This window comes from Kribbella speibonae, from assembly GCF_004331375.1.
Classification (GTDB): Bacteria; Actinomycetota; Actinomycetes; order Propionibacteriales; family Kribbellaceae; genus Kribbella; species Kribbella sindirgiensis.
Genome location: NZ_SJKC01000005.1, coordinates 368,400 through 385,023 on the forward strand (window position 1 = coordinate 368,400; position 16,624 = coordinate 385,023).

General features: G+C 68.3%; 17 protein-coding genes. 6 read left to right on the forward strand and 11 right to left on the reverse strand.

Annotated elements, in window-relative coordinates; genetic code table 11:
- The first annotated feature begins 4 nt into the window (after positions 1 to 4).
- On the forward strand, positions 5 to 1,093 hold the full coding sequence (locus E0H92_RS33030; protein WP_131499021.1) for a Gfo/Idh/MocA family protein: 1,089 nt from the start codon (positions 5 to 7) through the stop codon (positions 1,091 to 1,093).
- Here the strand turns inward: E0H92_RS33030 and E0H92_RS33035 are convergent.
- From E0H92_RS33035 to E0H92_RS33075, 9 genes are all read right to left on the reverse strand, one after another.
- Complete coding sequence (locus tag E0H92_RS33035) at positions 1,079 to 2,389, reverse strand: hypothetical protein (RefSeq protein WP_131461639.1); 1,311 nt, start codon at positions 2,387 to 2,389, stop codon at positions 1,079 to 1,081. The genes E0H92_RS33030 and E0H92_RS33035 overlap by 15 nt on opposite strands.
- Positions 2,390 to 2,472: 83 nt before the next feature.
- Positions 2,473 to 3,030: a GNAT family N-acetyltransferase gene (locus E0H92_RS33040; RefSeq protein ID WP_131461640.1), complete on the reverse strand. Its 558-nt coding sequence runs from the start codon at positions 3,028 to 3,030 to the stop codon at positions 2,473 to 2,475.
- On the reverse strand, positions 3,027 to 4,292 hold the full coding sequence (locus E0H92_RS33045) for an ROK family protein (RefSeq protein WP_131461641.1): 1,266 nt from the start codon (positions 4,290 to 4,292) through the stop codon (positions 3,027 to 3,029). The genes E0H92_RS33040 and E0H92_RS33045 overlap by 4 nt, the downstream gene beginning before the upstream one ends.
- A gap of 56 nt (positions 4,293 to 4,348) precedes the next feature.
- The gene (locus E0H92_RS33050; protein ID WP_131461642.1) at positions 4,349 to 5,614 is read right to left on the reverse strand and encodes an enolase C-terminal domain-like protein; all 1,266 of its coding nucleotides are present in this window, start codon (positions 5,612 to 5,614) and stop codon (positions 4,349 to 4,351) included.
- Positions 5,615 to 6,490: an NAD-dependent epimerase/dehydratase family protein gene (locus E0H92_RS33055; protein ID WP_238173705.1), complete on the reverse strand. Its 876-nt coding sequence runs from the start codon at positions 6,488 to 6,490 to the stop codon at positions 5,615 to 5,617.
- Entirely contained in the window at positions 6,487 to 7,368 is an 882-nt protein-coding gene (locus E0H92_RS33060) for a carbohydrate ABC transporter permease (protein WP_131499022.1), read from the reverse strand. Before E0H92_RS33060 ends, E0H92_RS33055 begins: the two co-directional genes overlap by 4 nt.
- Entirely contained in the window at positions 7,365 to 8,279 is a 915-nt protein-coding gene (locus E0H92_RS33065) for a carbohydrate ABC transporter permease (RefSeq protein WP_131461644.1), read from the reverse strand. Before E0H92_RS33065 ends, E0H92_RS33060 begins: the two co-directional genes overlap by 4 nt.
- Positions 8,280 to 8,283: 4 nt before the next feature.
- Positions 8,284 to 9,681, reverse strand: coding sequence for an ABC transporter substrate-binding protein (locus E0H92_RS33070; protein WP_238152649.1), 1,398 nt, complete (start codon positions 9,679 to 9,681; stop codon positions 8,284 to 8,286).
- Between the two features lie 130 nt (positions 9,682 to 9,811).
- A complete protein-coding gene (locus E0H92_RS33075) occupies positions 9,812 to 10,585 on the reverse strand; it encodes an alpha/beta fold hydrolase (protein ID WP_131499023.1) in 774 nt (257 codons plus the stop codon).
- Positions 10,586 to 10,666: 81 nt separating this feature from the next.
- Here E0H92_RS33075 and E0H92_RS33080 point away from each other — a divergent pair, with 81 nt between their 5' ends.
- The 3 genes from E0H92_RS33080 (at position 10,667) to E0H92_RS33090 (ending at position 13,240) form a co-directional block, all read left to right on the forward strand.
- Entirely contained in the window at positions 10,667 to 11,146 is a 480-nt protein-coding gene (locus E0H92_RS33080) for a GNAT family N-acetyltransferase (RefSeq protein WP_131461646.1), read from the forward strand.
- Between the two features lie 69 nt (positions 11,147 to 11,215).
- Positions 11,216 to 12,247 carry a zinc-binding dehydrogenase gene (locus E0H92_RS33085; RefSeq protein WP_131461647.1) on the forward strand — a complete coding sequence of 344 codons (1,032 nt, stop codon included), beginning with the start codon at positions 11,216 to 11,218 and terminating at the stop codon, positions 12,245 to 12,247.
- A 9-nt stretch (positions 12,248 to 12,256) separates the two neighbouring features.
- Positions 12,257 to 13,240, forward strand: a complete 984-nt coding sequence (locus E0H92_RS33090; protein ID WP_131499024.1) for a sigma-70 family RNA polymerase sigma factor — start codon at positions 12,257 to 12,259, stop codon at positions 13,238 to 13,240.
- Here the strand turns inward: E0H92_RS33090 and E0H92_RS33095 are convergent.
- Complete coding sequence (locus E0H92_RS33095; protein WP_202873949.1) at positions 13,237 to 14,292, reverse strand: DUF4185 domain-containing protein; 1,056 nt, start codon at positions 14,290 to 14,292, stop codon at positions 13,237 to 13,239. The two genes, E0H92_RS33090 and E0H92_RS33095, sit on opposite strands and share 4 nt — an antisense overlap.
- Before the next feature lie 80 nt (positions 14,293 to 14,372).
- Positions 14,373 to 14,771, reverse strand: a complete 399-nt coding sequence (locus tag E0H92_RS33100) for a MarR family winged helix-turn-helix transcriptional regulator (protein WP_131499026.1) — start codon at positions 14,769 to 14,771, stop codon at positions 14,373 to 14,375.
- Positions 14,772 to 14,858: 87 nt separating this feature from the next.
- Here E0H92_RS33100 and E0H92_RS33105 point away from each other — a divergent pair, with 87 nt between their 5' ends.
- Together E0H92_RS33105 and E0H92_RS33110 are read left to right on the forward strand one after the other, a co-directional pair.
- On the forward strand, positions 14,859 to 15,794 hold the full coding sequence (locus E0H92_RS33105; RefSeq protein ID WP_131499027.1) for a quinone oxidoreductase family protein: 936 nt from the start codon (positions 14,859 to 14,861) through the stop codon (positions 15,792 to 15,794).
- A gap of 90 nt (positions 15,795 to 15,884) precedes the next feature.
- Entirely contained in the window at positions 15,885 to 16,622 is a 738-nt protein-coding gene (locus E0H92_RS33110) for an SDR family NAD(P)-dependent oxidoreductase (protein WP_238173706.1), read from the forward strand.
- Positions 16,623 to 16,624: the final 2 nt, after the last annotated feature.

Below are 16,624 nucleotides of genomic sequence, written 5' to 3' on the forward strand. Positions count from 1 at the left end.
CGAGATGGCTGACACACAACAGCAGGTCGCGATCGTCGGGTGCGGCATCATCGGCCGCACCCACGCCAAGACCATCGCGGAACGGCCGGACGCGATCGTCACCGCCCTGGTGGACGGTGACGCAGCGGCCCGGGAGGCACTCCAGGCGCAGCTGGTCGAACTCGGCCAGCCGGAGCCGAAGGTGTTCGACGACCTGACCGCGGCGCTGAGTGGGTCGGACGTCTCCCTCGTCGCGATCTGCACCCCGAGCGGTACGCACGCGGCGCTGGCCGAGCAGGCGCTGAACGAGAAGAAGCACGTCGTGATCGAGAAGCCGCTCGACGTCGACCTGATCCGGGCCCGCCGCCTCGGCGCGGCGGCCACCCGGGCCGGGAGCCACGGCGTGCTGTCGTCGGTGATCAGTCAGCACCGCTTCGACGCCGGCAGCGCCGTCGTCAAGCAGGCGATCGACGCCGGCCGGTTCGGGCAGCTGACGTCGTCCGTCGCCACGGTCGCGTGGTGGCGCAGCGACGAGTACTACGCGTCGGCGGGCTGGCGCGGGACGTGGACGCAGGACGGCGGCGGCGCGCTGATGAACCAGGGCGTCCACACCGTCGACCTGATGCTGTGGTTCATGGGCCGCCCGGTCAGCATCCAGGCCCAGGCGCTGCGGGCCGCCCACCACGCGATCGAGGTCGAGGACACGGTCGTCGCCACGATCACGTTCGAGAACGGCGCCGTCGGCACCCTGCACGCCACCACCGCGGCCTTCCCCGGCGGCCGGACCCGCGTCTCTGTGCACGGCACCCAGGGCGGCGCGGAGGTCGAGGACGACCGCCTCCGCCGGCTCAACGTCGACGGCTCGAACGACGACCAGCCCGTCGACGCGGGCGAGCCCGGCGGCCACAAAGCGCAGTACGACGACATTCTGACCGCAATCGCCAACAACACCCCACCAGCCATCACCGTCCAGGACGCCATCGACGCCCTCGCCACAGTGCGAGCGGTCTACATCGCCTCCACCCTCCAACGCCCCGTGAAGTTCGTCGACGTCCTGGAGGGCCGCTACGACGACGTCGACGTCTCCCGCGGAATCGGCCTACCGCCCAACTAGCCCGTCCTCCTTCCACTGGCCGGCGACATAGGTGTAACTCTTTCCGGGCCCGGCGCCGACGACTTCGAACGGAACAATGCTCGAAGCGTCGGCGCGGGACTCGCCGACCAGCCGTGCGGAGGCGTCGACAACCACTGCCTTCATCGAGTCGCCGGATTTTATGTCCAGTTCGAGATGCCATTTGCAGTAGCAGTTCTCGGCAACCGCGGAAACGTTCAGCATGTGGTAACTCTGGTAGTTCTCGGGATTCCGCGCCGGGATGAATCGAGTGGTTTGGTCGTCGAGATTCACCATCAGGGTGTCGGTGTCCTCCGGGGCCCTGACCTCGACCCGGCCGGGGCACTTGAGGCGCGCACCCGCCACCAGCGGACGACGCTCGTCGACGATCAACCGGGCGCCGCCGACGCTGACCTTGGTCCGGTAACCCGCGGAGCCGATGCTGATCCGCAAGGAGGTCGAGGTTACGGGTAGACCGGCACCCGCGATCACGGCGCGCTCGAGCGCTTTCGAGCAGTTGTCGCCCCGTACCGCAGGCACTCTCGGAAGGGCTCCGACAGGCACCTGGATCAACCATGTCCCCTCGTCGGCGGCAGGGCCGACGCTGGTATAGACGGAGACGTCCTCGCCACGGACGTCGGGGTTCAGGTAGAAGAAGTACCCGAACCAGGCGACGTACGCGGTCGCGGCACCGGCGATCACATACGCGCGCGGTCGGTGCCCCAGGAAGATCTTGTTGATCATCTGCCACAGCCGGCTGACAGTCGGCGCTCCGATCTCCACGTCCGGCAGGGGAGCTTGGATGGCGAGGGCCGGGTCCCCGTCGACGATCAGCAGGTAGTCGACCCTCTGGTGACGCCCGAGCGCACCTGGCCCGACCCGGAGCTTGCTGCCGTCGAACGAGGCGGTGGGAGCCGCGTACGACGGCGGTTCCGAGGTGGCCTCGAGCAGCTCGACGATCGTGGCGGGCGACAGGTCGAACTCGATCGGTCCGCCGTCGAAATCGGTGCTCCGGATACTGTGCCGGCCGTCCGAGATGACCGAGACGGTGACTGTCTGGGCCTTGGACAGCGGTGTTCCGTCGTAGACCAGGCTGAGCTTGTCGGTCAGGCCGAGGCTGGTCGTCGAACCCAGCTCGTACCGCAGGACCTTCTTCAGTTGGCCACGCCAGGAGATCAGCAGGCCGACGATACTGACCGCCAGGCCGACGAGAGCGATCACAGCTCCGATGACCTCGGGCGGTGGCAGCTCCCCCACGATCATCCACCGAACGAGCAGTACTGCGCAGTTGCCCGGCATACGCCGCCCCCTTGCCGGCCCGTTGCCAGGCCCCCCTCGCTCCACGATCGCAAACGTCCGCGACAGTGTCGAGAGCCTCGGCTCTACGCGCCGGGGGCGCGGGTGTTGAGGATTCGTTGGTAGAGGTTGCAGTCTTGCCAGTGGCCGTTGATGTGGAGGTACGTCGGGGCCATGCCGATCTGGGTGAAGCCGGTGCGGTCGAGGACGCGCTGGGAGGCCGTGTTGCCGGTGAGGGTACTGGCTTCTATGCGGTGGAGTTTCAGGTTGGTGTCGGCGATGTCGGCGACTGCTTCGACGGCGCGGGTGGCGAGGCCTTGGCCGAGGGCGTCGGCGGCGAGCCAGTAGCCGAGGGCCGCGCTGCGGAACGGGCCGGGGACCAGGTCGCTCAACGTGATCTGGCCGACGATGCGGTCATTTGCGGCCAGCACCCACGGGACGACCTGGCCGTTCTTGTAGCGCTCGAGCTGGTACGTCATCCGTTCGGCCTGTCCGACGACGGTGAACCACCGCTCGTCCCGGACCGGCTCCCAGGGCCGGAGATGTTCGCGGCTCCGGGTCTGTGCGTCGGCGAGGGCGGGGGCGTCGGCGAGGGTCGCGATCCGGAGCTCGACGTCCGGCGTCAGCGGGCGGGGTTCGATCACTTGGGCAGCCTACGGGCCTGACTCGATCCCGAGACCCGAGGGGTGAACGCGTCGTGGAAGATCGTCGACGCCGCCCCGACGGCGGCCGCGTCGGTCTGCAGCATCGACTCCTCGACCGCGACCGGACGGGTCTCCCGCGCCACCGGATGCGCGTTCACCGCACGCCCGATCTCGGTCAGCAGGATCTCCGAGATCTCCTTGCCGTACGCCGGCCCGCCGAGCACCACGAGGTCGATGTCGAGCAGATCCACCAGGCCGACCGCGCCCTGCCCGATCACGCGCGCGACCTGCGTGACAGCCTGCACCGCCGCGGCGTCACCGTCGGCCGCCGCCTTGCACACGGCCCGGTACCGCTTGGCCTCGTCGGTCGCGGCCGGATCGGTCTCGACGTACCCGAACTCGCCCGCGATCACCGGCAGCGACGCCGTCGGGTTGCACTCGGGAATCATGCGGGGACCGTCGACCGGGTCCCACTCCCCCATCCGCAGCGCCGCAATCTGCCCGAACTCGCCGGCGTTTGCGGTGCCGCCGCGGTAGATCGAGCCGTTCAGGATCAGGCCACTGCCGACGCCGGTGCCGAGATAGAGGTACGCGAAGTCCCGCGCCCGCGCCGACCGGCCGATCCACCGCTCGCCGATCGCGGCCGCCGTACCGTCCTTCTCGACCAGCACCGGATGGTTGAGCTTCTGCTGCAGCAGTTGACGGATCTTCAACCCGCGCCAGGCCGGCTGCAGCGGCAGGGCGAGCAGCGTCCCGTCCGCGTCGATCGGGCCCGGTACGGCGACGCCGACGCCGAGCATCGACGCGAGGTCGACCTGGCTGATGCTGAGCGCCGCGTTCACCGTGGCCGCGGTCAGGTCGATCAGCTTGTCCGCCGCCAGGTCGTCGGCGAGGTCGACCGTTTCGCGGCGCACGATCGTGCCGTCCAGGTCGACCACGGCGACCGTGAGCAGTTCGGGGTCGATGTGGATGCCGACCGCGTGCGCGGCGTTCGACCGCAAGCGCACCGGCGTGCGCGGTTTGCCGAGCCGCTCGGCGCGTTCCTGCGCCTCCTCGACCAGCAACCCCTGCTGGAGAAGAAGGCGCAGGATCCGCGACACCGACTGCTGGGTGAGGCCGGTCCGTCGGGAGATCTCGGTCCGGCTGATGATGCCGGCCAGCCGGATCGTCTCGATGATCACGGCCTCGTTGAACGAGCCCAGGTCGTACTGGTTCGCGCCCGCGCGCCGCAGGTCCGCGAGTCCTTCGACCGAATCGCTCATCTTCACCTCCCCGTCTCGTCCCTACTGGCCGTGATCGTACTGCCCGGCGCCCGATGTCACGGTGCTTCGAGTGCTCCGTCGATGCGCCGTACTCCGGCCGCCCACTCGTCGTGACCGGACAGTTCCGCCGGATAACGCGCCGCTGCCTCCAGGTCGACGTCGATGCCCCAGCCCGGCGCCTCGTTCGGACGCAGCCAGCCGTCCTCGATCCGCAGCGTTCCGGGGAACACCTCGTACGTCGCCTCGTTGTAGATGTGTCCCTCTTGGATGCCGAAGGCAACCGACGTCACGTCCAGCGCGACGTTGGCCGCGGCGCCGATCGGCGAGGTGTCGCCGGGACCGTGCCAGGCTGTCCGTACGCCGGAGATCTCGGCGAGATCGGCCAGCTTCCGGGCCGGGGTGAGACCGCCGATGTCCGAGACGTGCGAGCGGATGAAGTCGACGCCGCCGTCCCGGATCAGCCGGACCGCGTCACCGAACGACGTCGTGAGCTCGCCGACGGCCAGCGGGACCGGGGAGGCGGCCCGGACCTCGGGCAGCCGGTCCCACAGCTCCGGCGCGAGCACGTCCTCGAGGAAGAACAACCGGTGCTGCTCGAGCGAACGAGCCAGCAGCACCGCCTCCTTCGGCGTCAGCCGCGAGTGCACGTCGTGGAGCAGTTCGATGTTGTCGGGCAGCGCGTGCCGCGCCTCCGCGAACAGCTCCGGGGTCGTCCGCAGGTAGTCCCGAACGGACCAGCCGTTGCGGTACGGCGAATCCGGGTACAGCGTCGGCACCTGCGGAGCGCCGTACCCGCCGCCGCCCGGTGTCGAGACCTGCAGGCGGATGTGCCGCCAGCCCTGCGTGATCAGCTTCTGCGCGTGGTCGATCGTGTCCTCGATCGTCTTCCCGCTGGCGTGGATATAGGTGTCGGCGGCCGCGCGAACCTTGCCGCCGAGCAGCTCGTACACCGGCATGCCGGCGCGCTTGCCGGCGATGTCCCACAGCGCCTGGTCGATGCCGGAGATCGCGTTGTTCGTGACCGGTCCGCCGCGCCAGTACCCGGAGTACGACGCCAGCCGGGTCAGGTCGCCGATGTCACCCGGGTAGCGGCCGACGAGCAGCCGCGACAGGTGCTCGTCGACGAACGTCCGCACCGCCTTCCAGCGCTGCGTGAAGGTGGCGCACCCGAGCCCGTACAGGCCCGGTTCGGTGGTGTCGATCTTCACGACCACCAGCGGGATGCCTTGCGGTGCCGTGACGATCGCCTTCACCTCGCGGATCCGGATGTCGTCCCGCGCGGGCCACGGCTGGTCGAAGTTCGCCGGAATTTGGTGCGGCATTCAAATCTCCAGGGAGAGGGTGGGTAGGTCGAGTTCGTGCCGGGCCTCGAAGCCCAGCACGGTCCGTACGGCGGTCAGGTCGATCGGCACCTCGCGGCCGGCGAACCGCCGCGAGCGCGGCACGTCCGGCGCGTACGCGTCCAGCAGATCCTCGGTCGGGTACGGCGCGTTGGTCGTGCTCGCGGTGACGAAGAAGGTGTGGGCGCCCGACAGCGGAGCCGTCAGCCCGAGCTCGACGGCGTACGCCGCGTCGCGGGTGTCCAGGTAGCTCCAGCCCTCCCGCAGTCCGCTGCCCGGATGCGCCCGGACATGGTCGGACATCTGCTGCAGCACCTCCAGCGAGTTCACGTGCGGAAATCGGAACGCGACCACGTCGATCCCCCACCGCCGCCAGGCCATCCGTGCGGTGTTCTCGTCGTTCTGCTTCGACAGCGAGTACGCGTCGCCGACATCGCTCGCCGCCAGCTCGTCCCACGGGAAGTACGGCGGCGCGATCTCGTGCGGGTTGAACGGTACGCCGGTCGCGTTGATGCTGCTCGCGATGACGGCGCGGTCGATGCCGAGCGCACCGGCCTGGGCCAGCACATTGAACGTCGACACGACGTTGATCGAGTACACCTCGTACGGCGTACCGGCCGAGGGATGCGGGAGCGCTGCCAGGTGCACGACGTACTCCACACCCTCGAGGGCGTGCGCCACATCCGTCTCGGACCGGGTGTCGCCGATCAGCACCCGGTCTGCCTTCAGATCCGGGTGCTCGACGTTGGTCAACGCGGTCACCTTCGCGCCCAGTGCGTTCAGATGCTCAACCGTCGTCAACCCGATCCGCCCAGCGGCCCCCGTCACCAGCACCCGCCGGCCGTTCAGTGCACTCACTCTTTGATGCCTCCTGCCATTCCCACGCCGCGCAGGAACTGTTTCTGGAACACCAAGAACAGCACGACAGGTATCAGAACCGCGAGGAACAGCGCGCTCATCTGCAGGGAGATCTCTGTGGTCTTGGCCACCCGCGGCAGCGCGACCGAGATCGGCTGCAGCCGTGGGTCCGGCAGCACCAGCAGCGGCCAGAGGTAGTCCTTCCACGAACCGATGACGGTCAGTAGCGCGACGACTCCGACGATCGGCTTCGACAACGGCAGGATCAGCGCCGTGAACAGCCTGATGTTGCTCGCCCCGTCGATCCAGGCGGCCTCGATCAGCTCCCGCGGGATCGAGTCGAAGTACCGCTTGATGACCAGGAGATTGAACGCGCTGGCCGCCGACGGCAGCCAGACCGCCCAGAACGTGTTCTGCAGGCTGACGCCCAGTACGGGCATCTTCAGCACGGTCATGTAGAGCGGGACCAGGGAGATCACCCCGGGCAGGAACAGCGTCGCCAGGACGGCGCCGGTGATGACCGGTCCCCACTTCGGCCGCAGGATGCTCAGCACGAAGGCGCCCGTCGTACACACGAACAGCGTCGAGATCATCGAGCCGATCGCGATGAACGCGGTGTTGCCCAGGTACGCGCCGATCTGCACGCGGTTCCAGGCGTCGGGGATGTTCTGCGGCCGGATCCCCGACGGCCACAGCTGCATCGGGCCGCGCAAGATGTCCTGGCTGGTGGAGACGCCGGACTTGAGCAGCCAGAGCAGAGGTCCGACGCCGGCGATCACCACGCCAATGAACAGCAGGACCTGGATCGCCGGCAACCCGTAGCGGACCGCCGAAACTTTCCGGTCGGCGAAGGAGATGATTCCGCGTTCATGACTCATGTGGTGCTCCAGCGCCGCGTGACGAAGTGGTAGACGACCGACAGCACGCACAGCACCCCGGCGAGCAGCACGCTGAGCGCGGTCGCGGCGCCGAAGTCGCCGTTGATGAACGCGTACCGGTAGATCAGCAGCAGGATCGTCGTGGTCGCGTTGTTCGGGCCGCCGCCGGTGAACAGGAACGGTTCGGTGAACACCTGGAACGTCCCGATCAGCTGCAGCAGCATCATGATCAGGATGATTCCGCGGATCTGCGGCAGCGTGACGTGCCAGACCCGGCTCCGGATGCTCGCCCCGTCCAGCTCGGCCGCCTCGTACAACTCCGTCCGTACGCCGGTCAGCGCCGCCAGGTAGATGATCGACGTGGCACCGGCGCCGGCCCAGGTCGCCTCGAGCACGATCGCCGGCATCGCCAGGGTCTGCGAGTTCAGCCAGGCGAACGGCCCGAGCCCGAACCAGCCGAGGATCGAGTTGAACACGCCCGCCGTACTCGGGTCGTAGAAGAACGTCCACAGCAGGATCGCGGCCACCGGCGGTACGACGGCCGGCAGGTACGACAGCACGTTGTAGAGCCAGCCGGTCTTGCGCAGTTCGCTGATGAACACCGCCAGGAACAGCGGCACCGGGAAGCCGAAGACGAGGGCCAGCAGGGCGAAGTACAACGTGTTGAGAGCCGCCTGCGGGAGTTGCGGGTCGGTCAGCACGTAGCTGAAGTTCGACATCCCGACCCACTCGGGCGGGGCGACGAGGTTGTTCTTCTGGAAGCTGAGCACCAGGCCGCGGACGATCGGGCCCCAGGAGAAGTACAGGAAGATCAGGACCAAGGGCAGGGCGAAGAAGACTGCGCTGAGCCCGCCGGAGCGATACCAGGTGGTAACGCTCCGGCCGGACTTCTGCGTTCGTTGCTGGAACATTGGGCTACCGGGCCAGACGCGCGTCGATCTTCGAGGCGGTATCGCTCAGCAGCTTGTCGATGTCCGCATCCTTCTTCGTCAGCACCTGCTGCACCACCGGGTCGAGCAGCGAGTAGACCTCCTGGCCCTTGTTCGACGGCTCGGGCAGCAGCTTCAGCGTCGTCGTCGAGTCGATGTAGCCCTGGAACTGCTTCACCGGGACGTTCACGTACGGCTCACGCCACTTGTTGTACTGGTCGTACGTCTCCTGGCTCAGCGGGGTGATGCCGGGCCGGCCGACGAAGCCCTTGTCCGCGATCGTGGTCTTCGCGTCCTGCACGGCGAGCGCCTCGGTCGTGTACTTGTCGAACTGGTCGAACTTGATCCACTTCAGCGCGGCGACGACCTCGTTCTTGGTCGCCTTCGGGCTGATCATCTTCAGCGAGCCGCCGGTCAGCGTGCCGTGCGGGCCGCCGTCCTGCGGCAGTGCGCCCTCCCCGAAGTCGGCGGGCTTCATGCCGAAGTTCTTCACGCTCATGTCGTACGCGTCCGGCGCCTGCAGGACCATGCCGATCTTGCCGGCCGCGAAGTCCTGCCGGACCTCCTCCTGGTTGTAGAGGAACCGGCTGCCCATCGAGTTGTCGGTCCAGCGCATGTCCTTGAGCAGCTGCAGCGCCTTCTTGGTCGGCGCGTCGTTGAAGGTGCTCTTCTTCCCGTCCGGGCTCTCGACGGTGCCGCCCATGCTGTACGTCATCGTGGTCAGCATCCAGCCGCCGGTGTTGTTCGTGGTCAGCTGCGCGTACCCGGCCTTACCGGTCTTGTCCGCGATCTGCTTGGCGTACTGCCGGACCTCGTCCCACGACGTCGGCGGCTTGTCCGGGTCCAGGCCGGCCTGCGTGAACAGCGCGCGGTTGTAGGCGATGCCGACCGAGAAGACGTCGATCGGTACGCCGTAGATCCGCCCGTTCGCGTCCTGGACGATCTTCAGCACGTTCGGGTTCAGGTCCTTGGTCAGGTCGACCAGCTTCAGCTCGTCGGTGATGTCCGGGAGCTGCTTGTTCGGGATCATGTTGGCGGGCTCGGTGAAGCTGATGTTCATCACCGTCGGCAGCGTGCCGCCGGCCACCTGGGCCTGGAAGGTCTGCGCCTCCCACTTGGTCTCGGTCGACTTCACCGTGATGTTCGGGTACTTCGCCGTGAAGTCCTTGATCTTCTGCTCGAACGCCTTGATGTCGTTCGGCTTGTCAGGGGTCGGGCGGTCGCCGATCGTGATCGTGACCGGCGCCTTCTCGTCGATGCCGGCACCGGCGCCACCGCCGCCGGACGCCGCCGGATCCGCTTTCGCACACCCCGCCGCCGCGAGCATCAGCCCGGCCACGCCGAGGGCAGTCCCGCGCCTGCCCCACCTGCTCACTCTCGTCATCGGAACTCCTCAGGTTTCCGGATGCCGCCGATGTGCTCTGAGCCACACACCGGCCAGGTCCCGAGTAAGTTAAACCAAGCGTGTTACTAACTCAAGACCTAGATCGAGATGTCTGCGGTAACGGTTTCGCTTACGGGTTCAGATCGCCCATCGGCATGAACTTCGCCGGCTGCGGCTCCGCCAGGAAATCCAGCAGGAGCCGGCTCACCAACTCAGGCTTCTCCAGCGGCAACCCGTGCGACGCACCAGGTACGACGGCCACCTGCGCGTCCGGGATCGCGCGAGCGACCTCCGCCGTGTGCTCGATCCGGACGCAGTCGTCGTCGCCCTGCATGAGCAGTACCGGCATCGGCAGCGTCCGGAGAGCGGCGAGGTCGACGTCCGGGAGGGTCTTCCACATCTGGGTCCACTTGGCGAAGACCACGTCGAAGTGGTCGGGGCCGTCCGGTGAGAGCGGCTCGTACTGCGGGCGGAAGGCCGCCGCAAGGAAGTCCAGGCCGCCGGGGTCGAGGAGGGCCTGGTTGGCAGTGGTCCCGCCGGCGTGGGTCAGTTCGGTGCCGATGAGGACGAGCTTGCGGACGAGATCCGGCCGGGACAGCGCCAGACTCATCCCGACCTTGCCACCGTCGCTCCAGCCGACCACGTGCACCGGCCCGAGTTCGAGCGCCTCGACGAACGCGGCCGTGTCCGCGGCGAAGATCTCCATCGACACCGGCCCGTCGACATCCGGAGTCCGGCCGTGCCCACGCCGTTCCGGGACCAGAACCCGGTACTGCGCAGCCAACGCCGGCACCTGCCCCTGCCAGCTGTCCGCGGTCACTCCCCCACCGTGCAGCAGCAAGACCGGCTCCCCCGTGCCGAGCTCGTCGTAATACGTCCGCACACCCTCCGCATCGACCTCCATGACCGTCGAACGACCCGCACGTACTCCGGCGTTCCCGAAACGGGGTGGAGGTGGTGGGTCGCTTGAGGCGAGGATGGGTGCATGCATCTGCGTCCAGCGACCGCTGCCGATCTTCACTTCCTGATCAAGATGTTGCTCGAGGCGTGTAACTGGGACGGGACGCCTTGGTACGACGAGGCGAAGGCGCGGGGTGACGATCACGCGTGGCGGTACCTCGACGGGTGGCCGAGAGGGAGTGATTTCGGGGTAGTAGCGGAGATCGACGGCGAACCGGCAGGTGCAACGTGGGCGCGGTGCCTCACCGCGGACCGGCCCGGGTACGGATACATCGCGGACGACGTACCCGAGCTGACCCTGGGTGTGGCGGCCGGCTATCGGCGGCGCGGGGTCGCGCGGGGCGTGCTGACCGAACTGGTCACGCAGGCGCGCGCAGCGTCGTACGGACAGCTCTCGCTCAGCGTGGACCCGGACAATCCGGCCCGGAACCTCTACGAGTCGCTGGGTTTCCGGAAGGTCGGCGTCGTCGGCACTTCCGACACGATGGTGGTGGCCCTCCGGTAGCCGATTCCTTTCGGCGGCGGCCGGGATCTACCTGGTGTGAGGTACACCGAGATCGAAAGGCCTTCGCCGATGAGTATTCCCGTGACCATGTGCGCGCTGCAGCAGACTTCTCTGACCGGCCCACAGGACCTGCGCCTGATCACCGACGCGCCGGTGCCGAGCCCTGGCCAGGACGAAATCCTGATCCGGGTCGCCGCGGCCGGCGTCAACTTCGCCGACCTCTCGAAGTCCCACGGGACCTTCGGGGACGGCCCGCAGCCGCCGTATCTGGCCGGATTCGAAGCCGCCGGCGAGGTGGTCGCGATCGGCGCGGCGGTGACCGACCCGGCGCGGGGAGCCACGGTTGCCGGCATCGGGACCGGCGCTTTCGCGGAATACATGGTGGTGCCCGCCGCGGCGGCGATGCCGGTGCCTGCGGGGTGGACTGCCGACCAGGCCCTCGGGCTGGTGGTGAACTGGCCGACCGCGTTGGCCGCACTCAAGCCGCTCGGCGGCGTCACCGCGGGGCAGACAGTGCTGGTCCACGCCGCGGCAGGCGCGACGGGTCAGGCCGCTGTGACGCTGGCCAAGTACTACGGCGCGACGGTCATCGCGACCGCGTCACCAGGCAAGCAGGAAACGGTGGTGGCATTGGGCGCCGATCACGTTCTCGACTCCCGGGGCGGCGACATCGCGGGCGAGGTTCTGCGGCTGACCGGTGGCGCCGGTGCCGATGTGGTGCTGGAGTCGGCGGGCGGCGCGACCTTCGGTGCCAGCCTTGGCGCGGCCAAGCGGGTCACCGGCAGGGTCATCGTCTACGGCCTGGCCGGCGGCGATGCCGCGATCACCAACTGGGAGCTGGTGTACAAGCATCAGGTCCACCTCATCGGCCTCAATCTCGGGCTGCTGATCCAAGCCGCGCCACAGGTCTTCGGTGAGGTCATGCGGGAACTCTCCGGCCTCGTCGCGGCCGGAGTCGTGCGACCCGGCCGACCCACCGCGTACCAGCTCGCCGACGGTCCGAAGGTACTCGCGGAGCTCGAGTCCAGGGCGACCATCGGCAAGCTCGCCCTCGTACCGCCGCGCACCGATGGCCAGCAGCCGTTCGTGGTCCAGGGCTAGGCTCGCTGCGTGACAGCGCGGGAGCCGCAGACCCGGGACCGATTCAGCGCCGAGACCGAGCCGTTCCGCCGGGAGCTGTTGGCGCACTGCTACCGCATGACCGGTTCGGCGTCCGACGCCGAGGACCTGGTCCAGGAGACGTATCTGCGCGCGTGGCGTTCGTACGCCGGGTTCGAGGGGCGGGCGTCGATCCGGTCATGGCTCTACAAGATCGCCACCAACGTCTGCCTGCGAGCCCTGCAGCCGCGACGGATCCGGGTCCTGCCGTCCGGGCTGCAGGGCCCGTACGACGGACCCGACCGCGCACCGCGTCTCGTTCCACCCGGCGAAGTCTCGTGGCTGGAGCCCTTGCCGGATGCCTGGATCACCCCGCCCGCCGACGATCCAGCCGCGGTGGTGATCGCGCGCGAATCGGTGCGACTGGCCCTCATCGTCAGCCTGCAGCACTTACCCGCCCGGCAACGGGCGATCCTCCTCCTGCGCGAGGTACTCACCTTCTCCGCGGCAGAGACCGCAGAGATCCTCGGCACCACGACTGCGGCGGTCAAGAGCGGTCTGCAGCGCGCTCGGGCGCGGTTGGAGGAACTCGGGCCGGAGCCCACCGAGTTACTCGCGCCGACCGACCCGCGGGCACGCGCTCTGCTCGACGGCTACATCGCGGCCTTCGAACGCTCCGATGCCGGTCTGCTGGAAGAAGTGCTGCGCGCGGATGCCACGCTGGAGGCGACGCCGTTCCGCGACTGGCAGTCGGGCCGGGCGACGTGCCTCCACGTACTCCGGGCGTATGTTCTGGGTGCGCCGGGCGACTGGCGGATGATCCCGACCACCGCCAACGGCCAGCCCGCCGCCGTCGTCTACCACCGGGCAACGGACGGCGTACTCCGAGCCGACGGCGCAGTGGTTCTGGAGCCGACGGCCGGCGGCGTCTCCCGGGTGATCAAGTTCCACGATCCCGCCGTGGTCCCGGCCTTCGGCTTCCCGGACGTCCTCTAACCGAATCCGCGGACGCGGAACTGCATGACGCGGTACGGCCAGCCGTTGTCGGTGTTCCACTGGCTCACGGACAGATGCATGTCCGCGAGGGTGGAGCCAGGGATGACGTACCCGCCGTACAACTGCGCGACGTGGTTGTCGTCCTCCGAACCCCAGGCGCCGCCGTAGATCAGCGTCTGCCGGTACGCCGTGTAGAGGTTGGACGTCGGCGTGTCCATGATCATGCCGTCGATCCGGTAGTCGCCGGCGTTGAACCACGTCAGCACCCACTTGCCGCCGAGCGGCCGCAGGCTCATCTCGCCGAAGCTCCCGCTCAGGATCGGCGTCGCGGGGTTGCCCCACGCCCAGACCCCGTCACGATAGCCCCAGGGTTCGTACGCCGCCGGGTTCGCGATCTGCTCCTGGCGGACGCGCTTCAGGATGATCGGCTTGTTGCGCTGGAACCCGGTCGAGTAGACGTACACGTATCCGTCGTTGCCGAGTCCCCAGGTCAGCAGCTGGAACATCCCGCCGTCGATGTTCGGGGCGAACTTCGCGCCGGTGTGGTACCAGCTCGCACCGGAGTTGTCCGAGCGCCAGATCTCTGTCCACACGACGTTTCCGAGGCCCTTGTTCACCATCGCGTGCAGGTACATCGACCCGCCGATCGTGATCACGTCCGACGGCAGCACGGTCGAGAACGTCGGATTGTCGTGCGGGTAGTCCCACAGTTGCTGCGCCGCGTCGCCCCCGACCGCGCCGGACCACCGCACGCCGCCGTTCAGGTCCGTGGTCGTCGACCACAGCGCGACCGGAGACCGCCACCAGCCGCCGCCGACGCGCGCCTCCTCGAAGGTGTCGCCGAACATGAACAGCAACCGCCCGTCCGGCGTCCGCGCCGGAATCCCCAGGTCGGTCGCCGCCATCCGGAACCGGTCGGTCAGACCCGGCCCGGTCAGATCGGCCACTTTGTTGGTCAGCACAGCCTGGCTGCTCCCGAAGGCCCGGCCCGGTACGGCGGCCAGCAGGCCGGCGCCGACGGCCGCACGCAGGAACGTGGATCGCTTCATCATCTGACTCCCAGGGGCGGTGAGATTGGAAATCGATTTCTCGCCAACCATCCCGTGCCGCTCCGGTGAAGTCAACCCTTTCGTTATCCGTGCACGAGCACGGTCGCGAGCTGCGTGAACTGCTTGCGCTGGGTCGCGTTCAGCTCCTTCATCAACTCCGTCACGCGCCGGGCGATCTGCGCCTCCCCCGCCTCGGCGAGCCGGCGGCCGGCGGGCGTCAGCGCGACCAGGACACCACGACCGTCGTGCGGCGACGGCATCCGCTCGACCAGCCCGCGCTTCTCCGCCCGCGACACCAGTCCGGTCATCGAGGACTTGTCGAGACCGAGATGGTTGCCGAGTTCGAGCATCCCCGGCTGCCGGTCGCGGAGGATGCCGAGCAGCCGGATCTGGATGATCGACAGGTCGTGCTCGGCGCCGACCGCGGCGAGGATCCGCTGCACCCGGAAGGACAACTGCACGACGGCGTCCACGGTGTTCATGCTCCGGAGTCTAGTTGACGTAGTACGTGAGACAAACTATCTTCGAGCAGTAGTACGTGAGACAAACTACTTTCGTGGGGGTATGTGATGCGGGCAGCCGTGGTGCGGTCCTTCGACCGGCCGCCGACGTACGACGATCATCCGGAACCGATCGTGTCCGACGCGGACGAGGTGCTGGTGCGCGTGATCGCCGCCGGTCTGCATCCGCGGGTGCGGTCAGCGGCCGACGGGTCGCACTACACGTCCGAGGGCGCGTTGCCGATGGTGCCGGGGATCGACGGGGTCGGACGAACCGCGGACGGCGAGCTGCTGTACTTCGTTGCGGCCGACGGCGCTGTCGGCACGATGGCGGAGCAGGCGGTCGTCGATCGGCGGCGGGCCGTCGTACTGCCTGAGGACACCGACCCGATCGCCGTGGCGGCCGCGATGAACCCGGCGATGTCGTCGTGGATCGCGCTCCGCCGACGCGCGAACTTCCAGCCGGGCGGTTCGGTGCTCGTCCTCGGTGCGACCGGGAACGCCGGACAGCTCGCCGTACAGCTCGCCAAGCAACTGGGCGCGTCGACGGTGATCGGCGCCGGCCGCGATCCTGAACGGCTGGAGCTGCTGACCGCGCTAGGCGCTGATGAGGCAGTCAGCCTCGATGCAGTGGGCAAGTCGGCCGCCGACGTCGACGTGGTTCTCGACTACCTGTGGGGCGCGCCCACGGAGCAGGCCATGTCCGCTCTCCTCCACGCCCGCACCGACAGGGCCCGTCCCCTCACCTGGATCCAGATCGGCTCGATGGCCGGCCGCGAGCTGACACTCCCGTCGTACCTGCTCCGAGCCGCTGCCCTGACCATCATCGGCAGCGGCCAAGGTTCGGTCCGCACCAGTGACATCCTCGCGGATCTCCCCGCGCTGGCCGCGCTCATCACCTCGGACCAGCTGGCGATCAACCCCCTCCCGATCGCACTCGCCGACGTTGAGGGAGCGTGGACCAAGCCGGTGCCGGCCGGGGTGCGGGTGGTGCTGGTTCCCTGAGCGGTGACTCACCTCACGTGGGGCGGCTGTCACGGGCGAGACCATTGCGGCATCTCGTGGTCGAACAGTCGTTTCCACTGGAGGAACATGATGACGGAGCAGACCACGGTACTGATCACCGGCGCGAACAAAGGGCTCGGCTATGAAGCGGCTCGTCGGCTGGGTGTGATGGGTTGGAAGGTGTTCCTCGGCTCGCGTGACGAAGGGCGCGGGCGGGTCGCCGTTGAGAAGTTGGCGGCTGACGGCGTGGACGTGGTCCTGGTGCCGCTGGACGTTACGTCCGACGAGTCCGTGGCCGGCGCTTTACAGGTCGTGTCCAGCCACACCGGGCGGCTCGACGTACTGATCAACAACGCGGGTGCGCCGGGGCGGGCCGTTCACCCGGGTGAGGCTACGGCTGATGAGCTGCACGGTGTGTACGACGCCAACGTGTACGGGCCGGTGCGGGTCACACATGCGTTCCTGCCGCTCCTGCGGGCGGCGAGCAATCCTCGGGTGGTGATGGTGTCCAGCGGCGGCGGGGCCTTCAGCGTGGTGCTGGACCCGGAGCAGCCGGTTTCCAAGATGCACGAGCTCGCGTACAGCTCGTCGAAGGCGGCGCTGAACATGCTCACGGTCAGGTATGCGCAGGCGCTGCCGGGGATCAAGTTCAACGCGATCACGCCTGGTGAGACCGCGAAGCACACGTTCGCGGCTACCGACATGAACAATCACAAGGGTCAGCTGACTGTTACCGAAGGCACTGACGCCATCGTCCGGATGGCCACGCTGGGGCCCGACGGGCCTACCGGGACCTTTGAGGATCGGCTCGGGCCTGTGGATTGGTGAGC